This window comes from Pseudomonas sp. TSRC2-2 (genome assembly GCF_049897785.1).
Taxonomy (GTDB): Bacteria; Pseudomonadota; Gammaproteobacteria; order Pseudomonadales; family Pseudomonadaceae; genus Aquipseudomonas.
This window is the reverse complement of the sequence record NZ_JAFCWZ010000002.1, coordinates 409,930-431,305: the sequence shown is the minus strand read 5'-3', so window position 1 is coordinate 431,305 and position 21,376 is coordinate 409,930. Positions and strand designations below refer to the sequence as shown.

Genomic DNA, 21,376 nt, shown 5'->3' with positions numbered 1-21,376 from the left:
TCGGTTTTCACTAAAAGTGGCAAACCCCTGTGAACACGGTCGCAAACAGCGGTGGCCTATTGCTGGCGGAGATTAAAACTCCGGTCTTTACTCCCTGAATCGGTTTCAAGCCGATCCCTCAGGAGAACACTAGATGAGCATAGTTCGGACAGCATTACCCTTGGTTCTGCTAACCAGTGTGTTGACTGGTTGTGCAGGTTTGCAGAAGACCGACTGGCCGACCTGTGCGGCGGTCGGTGGCGTGGTCGGTGCCGGTCTCGGCGCGACGGAAAGCGCTTCATGGGCCGGTTATGGTGCGCTGATTGTTGGCGGTACGGCAGCGGCCTATTGCTGGGTGCACGGTGATGGCGATGAAGACGGCGATGGCGTGCCGGACAGTCGCGACAAGTGCCCGGGCACGCCTAAAGGCGTACAGGTCGATGCGGACGGCTGCCCGCCACCGACGCCTGCGCCAGTGATCGAAGAAGCGGTTGTGGTCAAAGAAGAAACCATCGTCATTCGTGATGTGCACTTCGAGTTCGACAAAGCCACGCTGACCGGCCCTGACAAGCAAGTGCTGGACAAGGTCGCCGATCGCCTGAAACAGGAGTCCTCTACCGCGCAACTGACCGTAACCGGTCACACCGACAGTGTCGGCAGCGATGCCTACAACAAGAAACTCTCGGATCGGCGTGCGCATTCGGTGGTGGAATACCTGATCCAGCAGGGCGTACCGCGCGCCAGCTTCGTTTCGGTGTCGGGCCTTGGTGAAAGCCAGCCTGTCGCTGACAACAAGTCGGCCGATGGTCGTGCGCAGAACCGTCGCACCGAAATCAAAATAGTCCGCTAGCCCCTCTCGCATCCACGGCTTGTGCAGTCGCGGATGCGGGTCTTTACTCCTGTGTAACCGGTATGGGCCGGTACACAGGAGCGTTCACAAATGCGTGTTTTCTCAAGGTCCGTCTTGCCGGTGCTGCTGCTAGGCAGCTTGCTCACCGGTTGTGCCACTCACAGCGATGGCACCGCCCCCCTCAATCAACGTACGTGGCCGATCTGCAGCCTGCTTGGCGGCCTGGTCGGCGGCGGTCTTGGCGCCATTGAAAGCGCCGGCTGGGCCGGTGGTGGCGCGGCATTGGGCATCGTCGCCGGGGGGCTGATCTGTTACGCCCAGGATGGCGACGAAGACAGCGACGGCGTTTTTGACCGCCGTGACCGGTGCCCGGACACGCCGGAAAATACCGAAGTCGATCATCGTGGCTGTCCGCTGCCGCAATATCCGGCCGCAGTCAAACCGGTCGAACCGGCGCCGCAAACTGAAGTAATCACCCTGAGCGATGCCGGCAACGTGCTGTTCGATTTCGACAAGTCCGATCTGACCCCGGCGGCAAAAGCCCAGCTCGACACCTTGATGGACAAGCTGCGCAATGCCGATGTGGTCAGCATCAAAGTCATCGGGCATACCGACAGCAAAGGCTCCGACGCCTATAACCAGGCGCTGTCGGAGCGGCGCGCGAGCAGCGTTGCAGCGTACTTGCTGAGTCAGGGCCTGGCGCCGAACAAGCTTACCAGCGAGGGCCGAGGCGAAAGTGAGCCAGTCGCCGATAACGCCACCGATGAAGGCCGCGCGGAAAATCGCCGCGTCGAGCTGCACATCAATCGATAGAAAGCGTCTGTAGTACGCAGGCTAGAGCTGCCGGGTCGAGATCGTCGCCCCGGCAGCCATTTCATCAGCGTTTGCACAAATTTCATTTTTCCCTCTGGCTTATCCCCCGCAGAAGCCGGTACTGTGCGTGCAAAGAATAATTCGCAACACGGGGGAGCGTATGAAGGTGTTCTGGGGGCTGGGGCGTTTGCTGACCCTGCTGTTCTGCTGCGTGGTACTGGCCAATCAACTGGTGCCGTTTGTTCATCCGCTGCATCTGCTGGTCAATCTGGCCGGCGCTCTGTTGTTGCTGATTCATGTGCTTGAAGTGCTGCTGTGCAACCGCAGCCTCAAGGGTCGTCCGCACCCTTGGCGTGATCGTGGCCGCATCCTGTTGTTCGGCGTTTTCCATCTGCAAACCATCCCGGCCCCGGCCGCTCCGGAGGCTTCTTCCCATGCGTAAACTCTGCCTGCTCGCTGCACTCATCAGTCCACTGGCCTGCGCCCAGGTGGTCAACGTGCAAAGCAATTCGCTGATGCGTTTGCCCAACACCACCAGCACGCTGCAACTGGAGAAGCTGGAAGTCGCCGATTACGGCACTCTGCTGATCCCGTCCAACGTGACCGAATTGAACATTGATGAATTGCGACTGGGCCATGAAGCACGCATCGCCATCGTTCCGGCTGAGCAGGCGCTGGAGATGAAAGTGAAACGTGCTGAATTGAGCGACGGCAGCCAGATCACCGCACGTGGCGCCCCCGGCACTTACGAAAAAGCTGCCCGGGCCGGGCGCAATCTGAATCTGCAATTTCAGGCCCTGAGCGCGCCGCAACTGACGGTCGATGCCCGTGGTGGTAGGGGTGCGCCAGGTTTTGTCGGCCTCGACGGCGGCAACGGTGAAGATCCGGGCTGCACCTATGGCTCGGCCGGTCACGGCGCCGATGGCAGTGATGGCAGCGATGGCCAGCCAGGCGCGCCGGGTGCACTGGTGCGCCTGGCCGTGCCACGGGATTTCCCGGTCGAGCTGATCAAGGTCAACGTGGCTGGCGGCGCCGGCGGCCCGGCGGGTGTCGGCGGCAAGGCCGGGAAGGGCGGTAAATCCAAGGGCTGCCTGGTGTACCGCGCTGATGGCGGCAAGAACGGCAAGGCTGGCGCCGATGGTCAGCCTGGGCCGGTAGGGGCGGCGGGGGCTGTGACTGTGCAGCGCCTTTAACGGCCAACCCGCTGATCGTTCCCACGCAGAGCTTGGGAACGGTCACGGCCGAGCCGCAGCCACCGCCACCAGCACCAACCCGACCAGCAGATTGAGCCCCACCACCCGGCGAATCCGCCCCAGCACCGCCGCACCCGCCGGCCAATCCTTCGCCTCAACCGCTTTGCGCAACTCCGGCAGCATCAACCCCTGAATCCGGATGAACAGCGCCGTCATCACCACATACAAACCGATCATCACCTGCACGTACTTCGGCGCGGTTTCAAATCCGACCTGCTGCAGATGCAACATGCCCACGCCGCTGATCGGCAACAGGATCACCGCGACCCAGACCCAACGGAAAAAACCTTGAAACACTTCCACCCACAGGGTCAGGCGAGCGGGGCCGTCCAGGGCCTTCACAGCCGCAGGGCGCAAGACCATCCAGGCGAAAAACATACCGCCGACCCACACCAATGCGGCGAGGACATGCAGAGGGTAAACGAGGCTAAAAGGTGTCATTGGGTCACTCCGTTCTGCGCAGGATCGATTAGCGGGGTATGATAGCCGCCGAATCAAACCACTGAAAATTTATCCAGCGTTTTGCGCCCGACACTCAATGATCAGCACTGAACTCAAAACCACGATCCAGGGCGCCTATTCGCGTTTTCTAGAGGCCAAGAGCCTCAAGCCGCGTTACGGCCAGCGCCTGATGATCGCCGAAATCGCCAAGGTCCTCGGGGATATCGACACCGATGACGAAGGCCGGCGCAGTGGCGACCCCGCGATTGTCGCGGTGGAAGCCGGCACCGGTACCGGCAAGACGGTGGCCTACAGCCTGGCGGCGATCCCCACGGCGAAACTGGCCGGCAAGCGTCTGGTGATTGCCACCGCGACCGTCGCCCTGCAAGAGCAGATTGTCTACAAGGATCTGCCCGATCTGATGCGCAACAGCGGGCTCAATTTCAGTTTCGCCCTGGCCAAGGGCCGTGGCCGCTACATGTGCCTGTCCAAGCTCGACATGCTGTTGCAGGAAGGCCACGCGCAAACCGCCACCGCGCAGCTGTTCGAGGAAGAAGGCTTCAAGATCGAAGTCGACGAGGCCAGTCAGAAGCTGTTCACCAGCATGATCGAGAAACTCGCCGGCAATAAGTGGGACGGCGATCGCGACAGTTGGCCGAACGCGCTGGAAGACGCCGATTGGGCGCGCCTGACCACCGATCACAGCCAGTGCACCAACCGTCATTGCCCGAACTTCGGCCAGTGCGCCTTCTACAAGGCCCGCGAAGGCATGGGCAAGGTCGACGTGATCGTCACCAACCACGACATGGTCCTGGCTGACCTGGCCTTGGGCGGCGGCGCCGTGCTGCCGGACCCGCGAGACACCATTTACGTGTTCGACGAAGGTCACCACCTGCCGGACAAGGCCATCGGCCATTTCGCTCATTACACGCGCCTGCGCTCCACCGCCGACTGGCTGGAAACCACCGCCAAGAACCTCACCAAACTGCTGGCCCAGCATCCGCTGCCGGGCGATCTGGGCAAGCTGATCGAGCAGGTGCCGGAGCTGGCGCGGGAGATCAAGACCCAGCAGCAGTTCATGTTCACCGCGTGCGAGCAGATCGCCGATTTCAAACCCGGCGAAGATGTCGAAGGCCGTGAGCGCCCGCGTCATCGCTTCGTCGGCGGAGTGATTCCCGAGCACATGCGCGAGATGGGCATCGAGCTTAAAAAAGGCTTTTCCCGCCTCAACGATCTGTTCCAACGTTTGACCGACCTGCTCAAGGAAGGCATGGACGGCGAGGTCAACATCGGCATTGCCAGCAATCAGGCCGAAGAATGGTATCCGCTGTTCGGCAGCCTGTTGTCCCGTGCTTCCGGCAACTGGGAATTATGGACCGCGTTCACCGCCGAAGACCCGGAAGACAGCCCGCCCATGGCGCGCTGGCTGACGTTGGCCGAAAGCGGCTCGCTGTTCGATATCGAGGTCAACGCCAGTCCGATTCTGGCGGCGGAAACTTTGCGTCGCAGTTTGTGGAACGTCGCTTACGGCTGCCTGGTGACGTCCGCGACGTTGACGGCGCTGGGCACTTTCGACCGCTTCCGCATGCGCGCCGGACTGCCGAAAAAGGCTGTCACAGCGGTGGTGCCGAGCCCGTTCCATCATGCCGACGCCGGCGTGTTGCGCGTGCCGGATCTGAAGGCCGACCCGCGCGATGCCGCTGCCCACACGGCGGCAATCATTCGCGAACTGCCCGATCTGGTCGAAGGTTCCCGCGGCACGCTGGTGCTGTTCTCCTCGCGCAAGCAGATGCAGGACGTGTTCGACGGTCTCGACCGTGACTGGCGCAAGCAAGTGTTCATTCAGGGCAACCTGTCGAAACAGGAAACCCTGAACAAGCACAAGGCGCGGGTCGACGGCGGTGATTCCAGCGTGCTGTTCGGGCTGGCCAGTTTTGCTGAGGGCGTCGACTTGCCAGGGGCTTATTGCGAGCACGTGGTGATCGCCAAGATTCCGTTCTCGGTGCCTGACGATCCGGTCGAAGCCGCGTTGTCGGAGTGGATCGAGGCGCGCGGTGGCAATCCGTTCATGGAAATCTCCGTGCCCGATGCCTCGCTGAAACTGGTTCAGGCCTGCGGCCGTCTGCTGCGCACCGAAGAAGACCGCGGCACCATCACCTTGCTCGACCGGCGTCTGGTCACCCAGCGCTACGGCAAGGCGATCCTCAATGCGTTGCCGCCTTTCCGTCGTGAAATATCCTGAGACACGGGTGGGCCGATTGGCCCGCCGCGTTGTCTATCTCTCTGCCACCGCTTTTCCACTGGCCTTGATTGGTCGTTAGGGAGAACTCCGTTCTTATGATCCGCCGTTCGTTGCCCGCTGTTTTCGCCTTGATCTTTGCCGCGCCTTCGCTGGCGGCGCCCGCCGGTCAGCAGACGCTGTTCAACTTCGTGCGCCCGGCCGACGTGGTCAAAATCGCCACGGAAAACGCCGACCTGCCGCAGGCCAATGCTGAGCAGACGCCCGAAGGCGAAGTGTTGCGCCGGGTCACGTTCAACCCGGTCGCACGGCCGACCTTGCGTCTGACCCCGCAGACCGGGGCTTGGGACTGGTCGCAGTCCGGCATGATGACCCTGCGTTTGCAGAGTGCGATGAACTGGGCGGTGACGGTTTATGTGCAGATCCAAAGCAACGATGGTCGTACCCTGGTCAGTCGTGTCGATCTGCCGGCCGGTCCTGCGCAAACGTTGCTGGTGCCGCTGGTGGCTTCGACTCCGTTGAGCCAAGGCATGAAAGCCGGCCCGCCGATGCCGATGACCGTCGATGGCCAACGCATCCTGCTGGCCAGCAGCACCGGCGAAATCGATCGCAGCCAGGTGGTTTCGGTGAGCCTGTCGATGGATCAGCCGAAAGTCGCGCAGAACCTGCTGCTCGAGCGTTTTGGCGTGCAGGACGGCGAATCGGTGACACAGGCGGTGTATGGCAATCTGGTCGACGCGTACGGGCAGTCGAGCCGCAGCAAATGGCCGGAAAAAGTCAGCAGCGACGAGCAACTGAAAAGCGCCGCCAGCAAAGAGCAGCAACAACTGAGCAACTGGCTGGCCGAGCGCGAAAAGTCCCCGCTGGACAAATTCGGCGGCTGGAATGAAGGCCCGGCGTTCAAGGCCAGCGGTTTCTTCCGCACAGAAAAACGCGATGGCCGCTGGTATCTGGTGACTCCTGAAGGCCATCCGTTCTACTCGCTGGGTGTCAATACGGTGAGCCCGCAGGTCAACCGGACCTACGTGGCGGGTCGCGAATACATGTTCGAATCATTGCCGAATAACGGCGACCCGCTGGCCGCGCATTTTGGCGAAGGCGACAACCGTGGCGGCAACGGCGCCGATCAGGGCCGTGGCTACGGCAATGGCCGCTGGTACGACTTCTACGGCGCCAATCTGCAACGCCTGTACGGCGAACCGTGCAAACCGGACAGCGACAACAAGGCCGGGATCGCCGAAGCGGCGAAGGCGGGCGCGACTGAGGCCAGCTCGGTGCAGGCCGCTGAAACCGCAGCGGTGCCTGCCGAGCCAAAATCGGGTATTGCCGAAGCGGCGCAGACCGATGCGGTGCAAACGTCCAGCGCGCAAACCGCGCCGTGCACAGCCACGATTGATGAAGAGCGTTGGACCCGGCATACCCTCGATCGGTTGCAGGCCTGGGGTTTCAACACCGTCGGCAACTGGAGCGCGCCGTCGCTGGCGGACGCTGAGCGCGTGCCGTACACCTTGCCGCTGTCGATCGTCGGCGATTATGCCAGCATCAGCACCGGTAGCGATTGGTGGGGCGGCATGCCCGATCCGTTCGATCCACGTTTCGCGATGGCCACCGAGCGCGCCGTGGCCATTGCCGCTCGCGATCATCGCGACGATCCGTGGCTGATCGGTTATTACGCCGATAACGAGCTGGCCTGGGCCGGCCCTGGCGACGATCCGAAGGCTCGCTACGCGCTCGCCTACGGCACATTGAAAATGACCACCGACGTGCCGGCCAAACGCGCCTTTCTCAAGCAATTGCGTGACAAGTACCGCAATCAGGCCGGTCTGTCCAAGGCCTGGGGCATCGAGTTGCCGGCGTGGGAATTGATGGAAGACCCGGGCTTCGTGCCGCCATTGCCGAGTCCTGAGCATCCGGAAATCGAGGCGGATTTCAAATACTTCCAGAAGGTTTTCGCCGACACCTACTTCAAGACCATTTCCGATTCGCTGAAGTGGCACGCGCCGAACCAGATGTTGCTTGGCGGTCGCTTCGCCATCAGCACACCTGAGGCCGTGGCGTCCTGCGCGCAGTATTGCGATGTCTTGAGTTTCAATATGTACACGCTCGAGCCGCAGGATGGTTATGACTTCGCCACGCTGGCGGCGCTGGACAAACCGGTGTTGATCACGGAGTTCAACTTCGGCTCGGCAGACCGAGGCCCGTTCTGGGGCGGCGTGACGCAATTGGCCAGAGAAGAAGATCGCGGCCCTGCCTATGCCAACTTCCTCAAACAGGCGCTGAGCGAGCCGTCGATTGTCGGCGTGCACTGGTTCCAGTATCTCGACCAACCGGTGACCGGGCGGTTGCTCGACGGCGAGAACGGCCATTTCGGGCTGGTCGCAGTTACCGATCTGCCGTATCAGGGCTTTGTCGAGGCGGTGCGCAAAAGCAATCTGCAGACGCTTGAGCAGTTGGGCAAGGAGGCGCAGAAAACGCCGCGCTCCGAGACTGAAGGCGGGCGCAAGGCTGAGGCTGGCAACGCAGCAGGGCCCGGGCAGGCGGGTGGGCATTCGGGGAATGGTCATTAAGGCGTGACGCCCACAAAGATCGCAGCCTTCGGCAGCGCCTGCAGGGGACGTCATCCCATGCAGGAGCTGCCGAAGGCTACGGTCTTTAATTTGGCTTTTAACCGTCTGGCCCGCGCCTGTTCCCAAATCCCTCAAGGGCTGGAACAATGCGGGCCACTTTGTAGAGCGTTTTCGCGGGGAGTTGCGGGTGCAGATTCAGGGACATTACGAGCTTCAATTCGAAGCGGTGCGCGAGGCTTTCGCCGCACTGTTCGACGATCCCCAGGAACGCGGCGCAGCCCTGTGCATCAAGGTCGGTGGAGAAACCGTCCTCGACCTCTGGTCCGGTACCGCCGACAAGGATGGCGCCGAAGCCTGGCACAGCGACACCATTGCCAACCTGTTCTCCTGCACCAAGACCTTCACTGCTGTCACCGCGCTGCAACTGGTAGCCGAAGGCAAGTTGCAACTCGATGCCCCGGTTGCCCGCTACTGGCCGGAGTTCGCTGCCGCCGGCAAAGAATCTGTAACCCTGCGCCAATTGCTCTGCCATCAGGCCGGCCTGCCAGCGCTGCGCGAACTGCTCGCCCCTGAAGCCCTTTACGACTGGAAAACCATGGTCGACGCCCTCGCGGCCGAAGCGCCGTGGTGGACGCCGGGCACCGGTCACGGGTACGCCGCGATCACCTACGGTTGGCTGGTCGGGGAATTGCTGCGCCGTGCTGACGGGCGTGGACCGGGCGAATCGATCGTCGCTCGGGTTGCCAAACCTTTGGGTCTGGATTTCCATGTAGGCCTCGCCGACGAAGAATTTCATCGCGTGGCGCACATCGCCCGCGGCAAAGGTAACCCCGGCGACGCCGCGGCCCAGCGCTTGCTGCAAGTGACCATGCGCGAACCAACGGCCATGACCACCCGCGCCTTCACCAATCCGCCGTCCGTGCTGACCAGCACCAACAAACCGGAGTGGCGGCGCATGCAGCAACCGGCAGCCAACGGCCACGGCAACGCGCGTAGCCTTGCCGGTTTCTATGCCGGTCTGCTCGATGGCAGCCTGCTCGAGAGCGAGATGCTCGAAGAGCTGACCCGCGAGCACAGCCTCGGCGACGACAAGACTTTGCTCACGCGCACCCGCTTCGGCCTCGGCTGCATGCTCGATCAACCGGACGTGCCCAACGCCACCTACGGCCTCGGCCCACGCGCGTTCGGCCATCCGGGAGCGGGCGGCTCGATCGGTTTTGCTGATCCTGAGCACGATGTGGCTTTCGGTTTCGTGACAAATACCCTGGGGCCTTACGTTTTGATGGATCCGCGCGCGCAAAAGCTGGCGCGGGTGCTTGCCACTTGTCTGTAAAGCTTCAACTGCGGTTCCAGGGTCGGAACCTCATAGGGATTTTCGTTTCAAAACGGCTGTTTATCCGGGCGAAAGTGCTCTGATTTTTCATTACTTCATTTTGTGGATTTTCAATGTCATCTAAAAAGACCCTCGCCCTGGCCCTGTGTGTTGCGATCACCGGTTGCGCACAGACCCCGAAAAACGATGCGGACGGCGGCAGTTGGTGGCCGTTCGGTTCTTCTGACAAAGTCGCGGCCAAAGATCCGGCTCCGGCCCCGGCCCCGTTGAAACCGGCGGCGACCGCGCCAGTGGCCAAGGCCGAAAGCAGCAACCCGTGGTACTGGCCGTTCGGTTCCAGCGATGAAGCGGTCAAGGCCGATCTGAAGGCCGAGGTCAAACCTGAAGCCAAACCGGTCGAGGTGGCCAAAGCCCAGGCGCAGTCCAATGGCAAATGGTGGTGGCCGTTCGGCGGCAAGGATCAGCCAACCGCCAAAGCAGTGCCGATGCCGGATCCGAAGGTCACTCAAGCCTGGCTCGACGACTACGAACCGCGTCTGCGCGAAGCGGTGAAGGACAGCAAGCTGCAACTCGAGCGTCGCGATAACGTACTGGTCGTAACAGCGCCGGTGGAAGGCTCGTTCAACCCGGACCGTCCGGCCATGCTGCTGCCGGTCACCCTCGGCCCGTTCACCCGCGTGGCGAAAATTCTCGAAGCCGACCCGAAAACCGCCGTGCTGGTGCTCGGTCACAGCGACACCAGCGGTGCAGCACCGGCCAACATCAAGTTGAGTCAGGAACGTGCGCAGTCGGTTGCAGCGATTTTCCGCCTCAGCGGCTTGCAGCGTGATCGCCTGATGCTGCGTGGCATGGGTTCCGAAGCGCCGCGTGCTGCCAATGACAGCGTTGAGGGTCGCGCCCTGAACCGTCGTGTCGAACTGCTGGTCACCCCGCAAAACACCATGGTCGCGCTGCTGAGCAAATACAACATGCCGGCGCCGAAGCCAGTCACCATGGTCGCCGCGCAAGACGTCAAGCCAGTGGCCAAACCAGCTACTCCAGCGCCTGCCGCGAAGAAAGCTGCTGCCCCGGCGGCGAAAAAAGCGCCGGCCAAGAAAGCTGCCGCCAAGGCTCCTGCGAAAAAGGCTCCGGCCAAGGCTCCAGTGAAAAAGGCTGCACCCGCCAAAGCCGCCGCGACCGACAAGAAAGTCGCCGCAGCCGACCCCGCTAAAAAGTGATCCGCTAACGAAAAGGAATCCGCCATGACCCAGGCTCTGGCCGATATGCGTCGCGATTACACCCGTGACGGTCTGACCGAGGCGCAAGCCCCGGCCGAGCCGTTTGCGCTGTTTCACCAATGGTTTGCCGATGCGGTGAAAACCGAGCAGGCGCCGGTGGAAGCCAACGCCATGACCCTGGCCACGGTCGATGCCGACGGTCGTCCGCATTGCCGCATTCTGCTGCTCAAGGGCCTCGACGAGCAGGGCTTCACTTTTTTCACCAATTACGACAGCGCCAAGGGCCAGCATCTGGCGGCCAACCCGTTTGCCGCCATGACCTTTTTCTGGCCAACCCTGGAGCGCCAGGTGCGCATCGAAGGACGGGCGGTCAAGGTCACGCCGCAAGAGTCCGATGCGTATTATCAGGTACGACCCTTGGGCAGCCGTCTCGGCGCCTGGGCCTCACCGCAGAGCCGGGTCATCAACGGTCGTGGTGAACTGGAAGATCTGCTCAAAGCCACCGAGCAACGCTTCAGCGACACCCAGCCGCATTGCCCTGAACATTGGGGCGGTTACCGTTTGTTGCCCGAGCGCATCGAGTTCTGGCAGGGCCGTTCCAGCCGTCTGCATGATCGCCTTAATTACCGCCTCCAGGGTGCCGAGTGGATTCTTGAACGACTGGCACCCTGAGCAGTCTACCGAGCGGGATGAAGGGCGATGGCGCAGATTCAGTGATTTCACGCTACTTTAAGTGGACGCTCGCAGGCATCTGTATCCAGCCTGAATGGAAGCCAATTTTATCCGGATGGTGTCGTGACAGGCGCCAGGCCACGGAGTTTAATGAACACCTGTTCTTTTGGAGTTGATGCTATGCGTAAGTCTGTTCTGCTGGTTGCTTCCTTTTCCACGATGGCGATGTTGCTGACCGGCTGCCAATCGAGCCTCACCGGCGACTCCTACTCCCGTGACGAAGCGCGTCGTGTGCAGACGATTCGCATGGGCACCATCGAATCCCTGCGACCGGTCAAAATCGAAGGCACCAAAACCCCGATTGGCGGCGCAGCAGGCGCAGTGGTCGGCGGCGTCGGCGGCAGCGCTATCGGCGGCGGCAAGGGCAGCATCGTCGCTGCAGTCATCGGCGCAGTGGCCGGCGGCCTGCTCGGCTCGGCCACCGAAGAAGGCCTGACCCGCACCCAGGGCGTGGAAATCACCGTCCGCGAAGACGACGGAAGCATGCGCGCCTATGTGCAGCAGGTTCAGGAGAATGAAGTATTCCGCGTTGGCGAGCGGGTACGGATCTCCACCGTTGGCGGAACCAGCCGCGTCTCGCACTAAGCGGGGAGCTGGGTAAAAGAAAACCCCGATCAGGTGACTGGTCGGGGTTTTTCTTTGCTTGTGAATTGTTCATTCAGTATGTCGCGCAGGTGCCCATGAAGTATTCGAGGCCCTTTGGAAAACTGACGTTGAGCAGGTTTTCCAATGCGGTAACCTGATCCTGAGTCAACAACAGCTCGCCGGGATCCACCTCATCCAAGGGTTTGGATTCAATGAGCTGGGCCACTTTTTCATTCATCTCGCTGCCTGTGATATCCAGCTCGAATTGCAAGGAGTCATCTTGGACTTCGTCAGGGAAGAATCCGGTAATCGAAAGAAAGCGCATGGAGCTAAACCTTCGGGCTGTCAGCCGTAGTCAAACGAAATTTGCTAGTAGTGGACTTTCGAATCGAGTTGATGTTGAAACGGCTGAATTGTGGACAGCCAGTTTTGAACGACGTTCAAGCTGCCATTATTGATGTCGTCCTCGGCGGGGATCCCCAAGGCGTTTAACACTGACTCATCATCACCCAGATCGTTTGGCGACTCTCCCCTTGATACTCCAACGTTGCTGTGTCGTACCATTCCAATCTTATTTTCAGTCCCATCTACCATTGATCACGGTAAACAAACGATACCTGATAGTCGTAAGACGAAAATTGGATTGAATGCTGGAAGTGGGGCTGGAGAGTCTCGACCCAATCGGCGTTCACATCGAATCCGCCGTTATTGAAGGTTTTCGACGGTAGGCCTAATGCTTCCATTAATGAAACGTCCTCACCGAAATCTTTCGACAGTTCCTCCCCTTCCCCCAGTTCGGTTTGTTGGTCATACCATTCGAGTCTGACTTTGAGTCCCATGCAATCCTCATAAATATTTTTTGATACTACGGTTCTTTTTTGGTGGATCTATCTGTTCACCAGTTCTATGGTCGTAAGAGCCTAAATGGCTACCATCGCTTGCGCGGTAGGCTTCAAGCTCGCCATGTAAATAGTCCCACTCATAGATTATTCGGCCTTTTGCATTGATCCAGCGATCGCGGAGCCCTCCGTTGAACGGCGTTTTCTTTTTTGCTCTTCTTAAATCGGGAAAGGCTGTGATATCCGACGTCTCGGGAGCGGGGTGATAGGTATGTCCCGCTTCAGCGGTGCCTTTCGCAGAGCTGACAACGGTGTAAATCGGTTTTACACCCGAATCTGCGGGAAACACCAGAATGAAATCTTTGTACTCCGGCGGATAAACCGGATTCACCAGTATCCCGTCGGCCGCTTTCGTCGGTGGATACACCCAGATATGCGGTGCTTGCGGGGCAGCCTCCAGCGCCGGAATGCCTAGAATGTCCGAGCCATCCACCGCCGGGGTCCAGAGCAGTTCGACGCCTTCACCCAAATCCGCAACGAACCGGTCGCCGCGTGCAGTGAATTGCACGACATCGACCATTTCCCAATCGCGGTTCTTGCCGGTGTAGAAGCCGTAACCCTTGAGGGCCCCATCGGCCTGTTGCTCGACGCGCAGGCGCACGCGGGTTCGGGCTTGTTTGAGTGTGCTTAGTTGCTCATCGGTATAGAGCGCGCTGTCGCCCAGGCTTGATGGCATTAAAAGCGCAACCAGCCCGACCAAAGGCGCAGCGGTCGCACTGGAGAGGAGCGCCGGCAGCGCTTCGAAAGCCGAGCCTGCCAAGGCCAGACTGCCGAACCCGACCGGGATGGCGTTGGCGCTGATTTTCTTGAGAGGAATGCCGCCGCTTGGGTCGGCTTCGCGAGCACCGAGCAGTATCAGCTCGCCGTAATCCCTCAGGCTGTCGGTCGGCACCATGCCGGAAGGATTGCTGTAATCGATAATCGCATCCGGCAATTTGCAGGACTTGGCGAATACACTGCCGGCACGCACGGCTTGAGGTTTTTTCGCCGCCACTTCACGGCTGCGTTCGAACGCCTCCTGCCGCGCCAGCATCGCGTCGTAAGCGTCTTGCCCGGCTTCGCGCTCGGCCAGTTCAGCGGCCGTCATATCCCGCCAGGTTACGTGATGCCCGTCGCCCGCCGGTGGGTTCTTTACCTGGGGGATGTCCTTGTTCCGCGCCACTGATCGTCCCTTCGTTCACCATCGACAGCCCCGTTGAAAAGGGGCTGCACGACGTTATCGAAGCGGGGAAAATGTGGCTGTAGGACGCGTCGCTAAAGACGTAGGGATTGTTCGCTGCGTTGCAAGAAAGCTGATGGCGAGAGGGCTCCTCTCGCCATATTTATTACACGGACGGTAACGCAGCCTGCTTACGACTCGCCGCCGCCGTCACCGCATAACCAATCACTGCCGCGAGAATCGAGCCGGTGAGGATGCCCATGCGATCCATGCCGGCGTAATCACTCACGCCCGGTTCGAAGGCCAGCGAGCCGACGAACAGGCTCATGGTGAAGCCGATGCCGCAGAGGATCGCCACGCCGAGAATCTGGCCCCAGTTGGCGCCTTGGGGCAGGGCGGCGATGCCGATCTTGACCGCCAGCCACGTCAGCCCGAACACGCCGATGGTCTTGCCCAGCAGCAGGCCGATGGCGATGCCCATCGGTACGTCGTGGGTGAAGCTTTCGATGGTGACGCCGCTCAGCGACAGACCGGCGTTGGCGAAGGCGAACAGCGGCAGGATGCCGTAGGCGACCCAGGGGTGCAGCGCGTGTTCGAGGGTCAGCAGCGGCGACGGCTCGGCATTTTTCGTGCGCAGTGGGATGCAGAAAGCCAGAGTCACGCCAGCCAATGTCGCGTGGACCCCGCTCTTGAGCACGCAGACCCAGAGGATCAAGCCGATGATCATGTACGGCCCGAGCTTGACCACGCCGAGCCGGTTCATCGCCACCAGCGCGGCAATGCACGCAGCCGCCAGGCCCAGGGACAGGGTCGAGAGTTCGCCGGAATAGAAGATCGCGATGATCACGATCGCACCGAGGTCATCGATGATCGCCAGGGTCATCAGGAACAGTTTCAGCGACACCGGCACGCGCTTGCCGAGCAGCGCCAGTACGCCGAGGGCGAAAGCGATGTCGGTGGCGGTCGGGATGGCCCAGCCACTCAGGGCGGCGGGGTTGTCGCGGTTGAGAAACCAGTAGATCAGCGCCGGGACCAGCATGCCGCCGATCGCCGCTGCGCCGGGCAGGACGATCTGCGAGGGCTTGGACAACTGGCCGTCGAGCACTTCGCGTTTGACTTCCAGACCGATGAGCAGGAAGAACATCGCCATCAGGCCGTCGTTGATCCATAGCAGCAGGGGTTTGGCGATTTTCAGCGCACCGATCTGCGCCACCACGGGGGTGTCGAGCAGGCCGGTGTAAAGCCACGACAGCGGCGAGTTGTTGATGATCAGCGCGAGGATGGCTGCCGCGATCAATAGCAGACCGCTGGCAGCTTCCAACTGAAAGAAACGCGTGAAAGTGCTACGCAGAGGCAAGGTCGCTCTCCATCAGATCAAAAAAGGTGGTCTACCCTAACCCGTACGGTTAGTTGTTAAAACAAAAGTTATATTCTTTTTTGTTATATGTCGTTACAAGGTGTCTGGCCCCGGCCACGTTGAGCCTAGCAGTTGCCGTACAGATTGATACTCAGCTGTATCTTTGCCCGCTAGCCGATTATTCCTAAGCTTGCCATAGACCTTTTTCAGGAGTTCGATCTCCTGTCTGATTCAGTGAGAACCGAGACCATGAGCGACACCCGACAGTGGGCCCGCGAAGCCATCCGCATCATCGAGGCGGACTTCCAGCGCAGCGCCGACACCCACCTGATCCCCTTGCCGCTGCCTGGTTTTCCCGGCATCGAGTTGTATTTCAAGGACGAGTCCAGCCATCCCACTGGTAGCCTCAAGCATCGTCTGGCTCGTTCGCTGTTCCTTTACGCGCTGTGTAACGGCTGGCTGAAACCCGGCGCGCCGGTGATCGAAGCGTCCAGCGGCTCGACGGCGATTTCCGAAGCGTATTTCGCCCGCATGCTCGGTCTGCCATTCATCGCGGTGATGCCGGCGTCCACCTCGAGAGAAAAGATTGCCCAGATTGCCTTCTACGGCGGGCAGAGTCATCTGGTGCAGGATCCGACGCAGATCTACGCCGAATCCGAGCGCCTGGCCCGCGAGCACGGCGGTCACTTCATCGATCAGTTCACGTACGCCGAACGCGCTACCGACTGGCGGGCGAACAACAACATCGCCGAGTCGATCTTCCAGCAGATGCGCTACGAAAAACACCCAGAGCCGACTTGGCTGATTTCCAGTCCCGGCACCGGCGGCACCACTGCCACCCTCGGTCGTTACGTACGCTATCGCCAGCACTGCACGCGCGTGTTGTGTGCCGATGCCGAGCGCTCGGTGTTCTTCGATTTCTATCAGAGCGGTGATGCCAGCCTGCGGCTCGACTGCGGCTCGCGCATCGAAGGCATTGGTCGGCCGCGGGTAGAGGCGTCCTTTCTGCCCAACGTCATCGACGCGATGGTCAAGGTGCCGGACGCCTTGTCGCTGGCGGCCATGCATTATCTGGCGCAGCGTTTGGGGCGGCATGTCGGCGGGTCGAGCGGGACCAATCTGATCGGTGCGTTGATGGCGGCGCAGCAGATGAAAGCGGCGGGGCAGTCGGGGTCGATCGTGGCTATCCTGTGCGATGGCGGCGAGCGTTATGCCGACACCTATTACGATCAGGACTGGTTGAAAGCGCAGGGGTATGAACTGGGTGAGTTGATAGCAGCGGTGGCGGCGAGTGCCGAGCGTGGGGAGGTGCTGCCGGCGTCAGTGCTGCGCGCCAATATCTGACACCCCGAAAATCAAATGTGGGAGCGGGCTTGCTCGCGAAGGCGGTGTGTCAGGCGATAAATGAATCGACTGATACGACGCGTTCGCGAGCAAGCCCGCTCCCAGAGGGGTTGTGTTGTGTCAGCTAATGCTGATTAGTCAGTGAGGCCGAGGATATCCCGGGCCACAGCCTCGGCAATGCGTATCCCGTCGACGCCCGCCGAGAGAATCCCGCCGGCATAACCGGCGCCTTCACCCGCCGGGAACAAGCCCTTGACATTCATGCTCTGCAGCGACTCGTTGCGGGTGATGCGCAGCGGTGATGAAGTGCGGGTCTCGATTCCGGTCAGCACTGCATCGTGCAGCGAATAACCGCGAATCTGCTTCTCGAAGGCTGGCAAGGCTTCACGGATCGCCTCAATGGCAAAGTCCGGCAGCGCCAGTGCCAGATCACCCAGCGCCACGCCTGGCTTGTACGACGGTTCGACTTCGCCCAGTTCGGTCGAAGGCTTGCCATTGATGAAGTCGCCAACCAGTTGCGCCGGGGCCTTGTAGTCGCTGCCGCCGAGGATGAACGCGTGGGATTCCAGGCGTTCCTGCAATTCGATACCGGCAAGCGGGCCGCCCGGATAATCGACTTCCGGGGTGATGCCGACGACGATACCGGAGTTGGCATTGCGCTCGTTACGCGAGTATTGGCTCATGCCGTTGGTGACCACACGATTGGGCTCGGAGGTCGCTGCGACGACGGTGCCGCCCGGGCACATGCAGAAGCTGTAGACCGAACGGCCGTTCTTGGCGTGGTGCACCAGTTTGTAATCGGCAGCGCCGAGTTTCGGGTGCCCGGCGTATTTGCCCAAGCGCGCACGGTCGATCAGCGATTGCGGGTGTTCGATACGGAAACCCACCGAAAACGGTTTGGCTTCCATGAACACGCCACGGCTATGCAACATGCGGAAGGTGTCGCGGGCGCTATGGCCCAGGGCCAGAACCACATGCTTCGAATGCAAGGTTTCGCCGCTCGCCAGTTGCACGCCGACCAGTTGGCCGTCTTCTATCAGCACGTCGCAAACGCGCTCCTGGAAGCGCACTTCACCGCCCAGTTCGCGAATTTGCTCGCGCATGTTTTCAACCATGCCGGTCAGACGGAACGTACCGATGTGCGGTTTGCTGACATAGAGAATTTCTTCCGGCGCACCGGCCTTGACGAATTCGTGCAGGACTTTGCGCCCAAGGAATTTCGGATCTTTGATCTGGCTGTAGAGTTTGCCGTCGGAGAACGTGCCCGCGCCGCCCTCGCCGAACTGCACGTTGGACTCGGGATTGAGCACGCTTTTGCGCCACAGGCCCCAGGTGTCCTTGGTGCGCTGACGGACTTCGGTGCCGCGTTCGAGAATGATCGGTTTAAAGCCCATTTGCGCCAGCAGGAGGCCGGCAAAGATGCCGCACGGGCCGAAACCGACGACGATCGGCCGTTGGCCAAGATCGTTCGGTGCCTGGCCGACGAATTTGTAGCTGACATCCGGCGCCACGTTGACGTTACGGTCGTCGGCGAACTTGCCCAGTACCTTGGCCTCGTCGCGTACGTTGAGGTCGATGGTGTAGATGAAGCACAGTTCGGAAGACTTTTTGCGCGCGTCATAGCTGCGCTTGAACAAGGTGAAATCGAGCAGATCATCGCTGGCGATGCCCAAGCGTTGCACGATGGCCGCGCGCAGGTCTTCTTCGGGATGGTCGATTGGCAGCTTGAGTTCGGTGATTCGTAACATGGCGGGATCCGGATTCGCGGGGCGCACAACTGCGCCAGGGCGTTTGAAGGCGGCGATTATAAGCCGCCGCGAGCGGATCCGTGGGGGAAAAACGATCAGTCGTTGCGCGCGCCGCCGAAATAGCCGCAGCCGCGCTGCACCTGACCGTCGATACGCAACTCGGCGCTCATGTGCTGCACGCTGCCGGTGCTGCTGTCGACGCAGCGCTGTGGCGCGACCCACAATTCGATGCGCTGGTTGTTGGCTTCGCTGCTGAGATTGAAGCGACCGTCGCCCAGTTGCTCTTCCACATACGGCACGGCGAGCGGGGGCTGGCCTTCGCGTTCGATGACCATCCCTTTGCCACTGACCTTGACGTTCCATTGGGGGCCATGGCCGGCGGCGCGCAGGATCAACAGTTTGAAGTTGGGGTCATCACAGGCTGTGCCCGAGCGTTCGACGCGATACAACTGGCCCAGGTCGAGGCGATCGCCGGAGACCTTGCCACGCACATCGGCAAACAGTTTGCCTTGCTCGTCGGCCAGAGTGGCGGCTTCTTGCAGGACGCTGGTACCGCCGATGTCGTTGACCACCAGCTGCCGCTGATCCTGACACGGCTGGAACACCAGTTTGCCGTCGGCGGCGGTCAGTTGCCCCTGCATGCGCGTCTGCCCTGCGTGGGACACACTCTGGCGCTGGCCATCAAACAACTGGCAGGCGGCAAACAACGGCAGCAGGGTAACGAGGACGATCGAACGGGCAACACGCATCTTTGGCTCTCCAGACAAGTGTCGTCACGTTACTGAGGGTGGCTGTCGATCACAAGGCTTGAGTGGCCACTATTGAGTCCGGCTCTGCGGCGCCGCATAGTCTCACGCACTTTTTTTGATAGATCATGGAGTGTTCAATGCGATGGAAAATTGCGCTGTTGCTGTTGGCATCCGCAAGCGCTGCCAGCGTCCAGGCTGCCGATCTGAAATTCTCTTCGGCGGTTGATTTCACAAAGATGGAAGTGTTGCTCAAGGATGATCAAGGGGCCAATCCGGATCTTGTCCATTTATCCGTTGCTCTGGCACCCGCCGCCACTGAACGGGCGAGGGCAATCAGTCTGGAGGCGCTGGGCCAGCCATTGAATATTTCGATCAACGGCCAGCACATTTCCACAGGCACAGTGCGATCCGAGCTGGGCGGGGAGCTCAGGATCACCATGTCGCGGTCCGTCGCCAAACGGCTCTTACCTACCTTGATCGATTAAGTGATTCAGCCCACGTGTAAAGTCTGACCAGTCTGCAGGCCTTCGACACTTTTCGCGTAGGCCAATGCCACTTCTGCTGCAGGAACCGGTTTGAAACCACGGAAGTAGGGCGCGTATTTGCCCAGGGCTTCGGTGAGCACGGTCGGGCTCACCGAGTTCACTCGCAAGCCACGTGGAAGCTCGATGGCAGCAGCGCGGACGAAGCTGTCGAGGGCGCCGTTGACCAGCGCTGCCGAGGCGCCGCTACGAATCGGGTCGTGGCTGAGCACACCGGTGGTGAAGGTGAACGAGGCGCCGTCATTGGCGTACTCGCGGCCGATCAGCAGCAGGTTGACCTGGCCCATCAGTTTGTCTTTCAAACCGAGGGCGAAGCTGTCTTCGGTCATCTCGCCCAGCGCTGCAAACGTCACGTTGCCCGCCGCGCAGATCAGCGCATCGAACTTGCCGGTCTGCTCGAACAGTTTGCGAATCGATGTGCTGTCGCTGATATCCACCTGCAAGTCACCGCTGTTACGGCCGATACGCACGACTTCGTGGCGTTGCGACAACTCCTTGTCTACCGCCGAACCGATGGTGCCGCCGGCGCCTATCAACAGAATCTTCATCGAGCTGTACCCATGTGTATGAATGAGGTTGCAGTCTAGAGTGGTTTTTTCTGCGGATAAGCGCACTAATAGGCAACCTTTGGTTTTCAAATGGAAACAATCCATGAGCGAAATGGATGACCTTGCCGCGTTTGCCGTGCTGATCGAGGCCGGCAGTTTTACTTTGGCCGCGCAGCAGTTGGGCTGCAGCAAGGGCCAATTGTCCAAGCGCATCAGCCAGCTCGAAGCGCAATTTAGTGTGGCGTTGCTGCAACGCACCACCCGGCGCTTGAGCCTGACGGCGGCAGGGGCGGCGCTGCTGCCGCAGGCGCAGGCGCTGGTGGCTCAGGTCGCACGCGCACGGCAGGCTTTGGCGCGGTTGAAGGACGATATGGCCGGGCCGGTGCGCATGACCGTTCCGGTATCGCTCGGCGAGACCTTCTTCGATGGATTGTTGCTGGAGTTTTCCGGGCAATACCCCGATGTGCAGATCGAGCTGGAGCTGAACAACAGCTATCGCGATCTGTCCCGCGACGGTTTCGATCTGGCGATTCGCGCCGAGGTGGCCAATGACGATCGGCTCGTGGCCAGGCCGCTGTTGGCGTGGCACGAAATGACCTGCGCCAGCCCGGCCTACCTCGAGCGATTCGGCGAGCCGGCGACGCCGCATGCCTTGGCTGAGCATCGTTGTTTGCTCAATAGCCATTACACCGGGCGGGAAGAGTGGCTGTATCATCAGCAGCATGAATTATTGCGGGTGCGGGTGTCAGGCCCGTTCGCCAGCAACCATTACAGCCTGCTGAAAAAAGCCGCGCTGTCCGGCGCCGGCATCGCACGTTTGCCTTCGTATCTTCTGCAAACCGAATTGGCTGACGGCCGCTTGCGCTGGCTGCTGCGCGATTACCAGACCCGACGGATGCCGATGTATCTGGTGCACCCGTATCAGGGCGGATTGCCCAAGCGCACGCAGGTGTTGGCGGATCATTTGATGGGATGGTTCAAGCGCAGTGGCGAAGCGCTGGATCGGCTGCAGCGCTGATAT

Annotated in this window: 22 protein-coding genes; 13 read left to right on the top strand and 9 right to left on the bottom strand. The window is 60.8% G+C overall.

Going from position 1 to position 21,376, the window contains the following annotated elements; genetic code table 11:
• Window positions 1-133: 133 nt before the first annotated feature.
• The 4 genes from ACP7D9_RS05075 (at window position 134) to ACP7D9_RS05060 (ending at window position 2,835) form a co-directional block, all read left to right on the top strand.
• Window positions 134-829, top strand: coding sequence for an OmpA family protein (locus ACP7D9_RS05075; protein ID WP_312995840.1), 696 nt, complete (start codon window positions 134-136; stop codon window positions 827-829).
• A 90-nt stretch (window positions 830-919) separates the two neighbouring features.
• Window positions 920-1,642, top strand: a complete 723-nt coding sequence (locus ACP7D9_RS05070; protein ID WP_101158378.1) for an OmpA family protein — start codon at window positions 920-922, stop codon at window positions 1,640-1,642.
• Window positions 1,643-1,802: 160 nt separating this feature from the next.
• Window positions 1,803-2,084 carry a DUF1145 domain-containing protein gene (locus tag ACP7D9_RS05065; RefSeq protein ID WP_042608223.1) on the top strand — a complete coding sequence of 94 codons (282 nt, stop codon included), beginning with the start codon at window positions 1,803-1,805 and terminating at the stop codon, window positions 2,082-2,084.
• Window positions 2,077-2,835, top strand: a complete 759-nt coding sequence (locus ACP7D9_RS05060) for a collagen-like triple helix repeat-containing protein (protein ID WP_312995845.1) — start codon at window positions 2,077-2,079, stop codon at window positions 2,833-2,835. The genes ACP7D9_RS05065 and ACP7D9_RS05060 overlap by 8 nt, the downstream gene beginning before the upstream one ends.
• 42 nt (window positions 2,836-2,877) lie before the next feature.
• Here the strand turns inward: ACP7D9_RS05060 and ACP7D9_RS05055 are convergent, their stop codons facing one another.
• Entirely contained in the window at window positions 2,878-3,336 is a 459-nt protein-coding gene (locus ACP7D9_RS05055) for a CopD family protein (RefSeq protein ID WP_076566254.1), read from the bottom strand.
• Window positions 3,337-3,433: 97 nt separating this feature from the next.
• Between ACP7D9_RS05055 and dinG the strand changes: the two genes are divergently transcribed.
• The 6 genes from dinG to ACP7D9_RS05025 all read left to right on the top strand — a co-directional run bounded on the left by dinG (window position 3,434) and on the right by ACP7D9_RS05025 (window position 12,009).
• A complete protein-coding gene (gene dinG / locus ACP7D9_RS05050; RefSeq protein WP_101158381.1) occupies window positions 3,434-5,578 on the top strand; it encodes an ATP-dependent DNA helicase DinG in 2,145 nt (714 codons plus the stop codon).
• Window positions 5,579-5,673: 95 nt separating this feature from the next.
• Complete coding sequence (locus tag ACP7D9_RS05045; RefSeq protein ID WP_426155993.1) at window positions 5,674-8,142, top strand: beta-galactosidase; 2,469 nt, start codon at window positions 5,674-5,676, stop codon at window positions 8,140-8,142.
• 187 nt (window positions 8,143-8,329) lie between these two features.
• Window positions 8,330-9,475: a serine hydrolase domain-containing protein gene (locus ACP7D9_RS05040; protein ID WP_101158383.1), complete on the top strand. Its 1,146-nt coding sequence runs from the start codon at window positions 8,330-8,332 to the stop codon at window positions 9,473-9,475.
• Window positions 9,476-9,588: 113 nt separating this feature from the next.
• Window positions 9,589-10,692 (top strand): OmpA family protein, encoded by a 1,104-nt coding sequence (locus ACP7D9_RS05035; RefSeq protein WP_426155990.1) that lies wholly within the window; start codon window positions 9,589-9,591, stop codon window positions 10,690-10,692.
• Window positions 10,693-10,716: 24 nt separating this feature from the next.
• Entirely contained in the window at window positions 10,717-11,364 is a 648-nt protein-coding gene (gene pdxH / locus ACP7D9_RS05030) for a pyridoxamine 5'-phosphate oxidase (protein WP_101158385.1), read from the top strand.
• A gap of 180 nt (window positions 11,365-11,544) precedes the next feature.
• Window positions 11,545-12,009, top strand: a complete 465-nt coding sequence (locus ACP7D9_RS05025; protein ID WP_016771369.1) for a glycine zipper 2TM domain-containing protein — start codon at window positions 11,545-11,547, stop codon at window positions 12,007-12,009.
• Between the two features lie 73 nt (window positions 12,010-12,082).
• Here ACP7D9_RS05025 and ACP7D9_RS05020 read toward each other — a convergent pair whose 3' ends face one another.
• The 5 genes from ACP7D9_RS05020 to nhaA all read right to left on the bottom strand — a co-directional run bounded on the left by ACP7D9_RS05020 (window position 12,083) and on the right by nhaA (window position 15,424).
• Entirely contained in the window at window positions 12,083-12,334 is a 252-nt protein-coding gene (locus ACP7D9_RS05020) for a pyocin S6 family toxin immunity protein (protein WP_426155987.1), read from the bottom strand.
• 44 nt (window positions 12,335-12,378) lie between these two features.
• Window positions 12,379-12,573, bottom strand: coding sequence for a colicin E3-like toxin immunity protein (locus ACP7D9_RS05015; protein ID WP_101158733.1), 195 nt, complete (start codon window positions 12,571-12,573; stop codon window positions 12,379-12,381).
• Between the two features lie 23 nt (window positions 12,574-12,596).
• Window positions 12,597-12,848, bottom strand: a complete 252-nt coding sequence (locus tag ACP7D9_RS05010) for a colicin E3-like toxin immunity protein (protein WP_101158387.1) — start codon at window positions 12,846-12,848, stop codon at window positions 12,597-12,599.
• A gap of 7 nt (window positions 12,849-12,855) precedes the next feature.
• On the bottom strand, window positions 12,856-14,070 hold the full coding sequence (locus tag ACP7D9_RS05005) for an S-type pyocin domain-containing protein (RefSeq protein WP_426155985.1): 1,215 nt from the start codon (window positions 14,068-14,070) through the stop codon (window positions 12,856-12,858).
• A 163-nt stretch (window positions 14,071-14,233) separates the two neighbouring features.
• On the bottom strand, window positions 14,234-15,424 hold the full coding sequence (gene nhaA / locus ACP7D9_RS05000; RefSeq protein WP_426155983.1) for a Na+/H+ antiporter NhaA: 1,191 nt from the start codon (window positions 15,422-15,424) through the stop codon (window positions 14,234-14,236).
• Between the two features lie 249 nt (window positions 15,425-15,673).
• On the opposite strand from nhaA, the gene ACP7D9_RS04995 reads away from it, so the two are divergent.
• Window positions 15,674-16,768 (top strand): PLP-dependent cysteine synthase family protein, encoded by a 1,095-nt coding sequence (locus tag ACP7D9_RS04995; protein WP_426155981.1) that lies wholly within the window; start codon window positions 15,674-15,676, stop codon window positions 16,766-16,768.
• 134 nt (window positions 16,769-16,902) lie between these two features.
• Here ACP7D9_RS04995 and ACP7D9_RS04990 read toward each other — a convergent pair whose 3' ends face one another.
• Both ACP7D9_RS04990 and ACP7D9_RS04985 read right to left on the bottom strand, forming a co-directional pair.
• The gene (locus tag ACP7D9_RS04990; protein ID WP_426155979.1) at window positions 16,903-18,516 is read right to left on the bottom strand and encodes an NAD(P)/FAD-dependent oxidoreductase; all 1,614 of its coding nucleotides are present in this window, start codon (window positions 18,514-18,516) and stop codon (window positions 16,903-16,905) included.
• 95 nt (window positions 18,517-18,611) lie between these two features.
• Window positions 18,612-19,265 carry a COG3650 family protein gene (locus ACP7D9_RS04985; RefSeq protein ID WP_426155977.1) on the bottom strand — a complete coding sequence of 218 codons (654 nt, stop codon included), beginning with the start codon at window positions 19,263-19,265 and terminating at the stop codon, window positions 18,612-18,614.
• Between the two features lie 137 nt (window positions 19,266-19,402).
• Here ACP7D9_RS04985 and ACP7D9_RS04980 point away from each other — a divergent pair, with 137 nt between their 5' ends.
• On the top strand, window positions 19,403-19,750 hold the full coding sequence (locus ACP7D9_RS04980) for a hypothetical protein (protein ID WP_426155975.1): 348 nt from the start codon (window positions 19,403-19,405) through the stop codon (window positions 19,748-19,750).
• Between the two features lie 5 nt (window positions 19,751-19,755).
• Here ACP7D9_RS04980 and ACP7D9_RS04975 read toward each other — a convergent pair whose 3' ends face one another.
• Window positions 19,756-20,355, bottom strand: coding sequence for a short chain dehydrogenase (locus tag ACP7D9_RS04975; protein WP_101158734.1), 600 nt, complete (start codon window positions 20,353-20,355; stop codon window positions 19,756-19,758).
• 103 nt (window positions 20,356-20,458) lie between these two features.
• On the opposite strand from ACP7D9_RS04975, the gene ACP7D9_RS04970 reads away from it, so the two are divergent.
• Window positions 20,459-21,373, top strand: coding sequence for a LysR family transcriptional regulator (locus ACP7D9_RS04970; RefSeq protein WP_426155973.1), 915 nt, complete (start codon window positions 20,459-20,461; stop codon window positions 21,371-21,373).
• Window positions 21,374-21,376 lie beyond the last annotated feature (3 nt).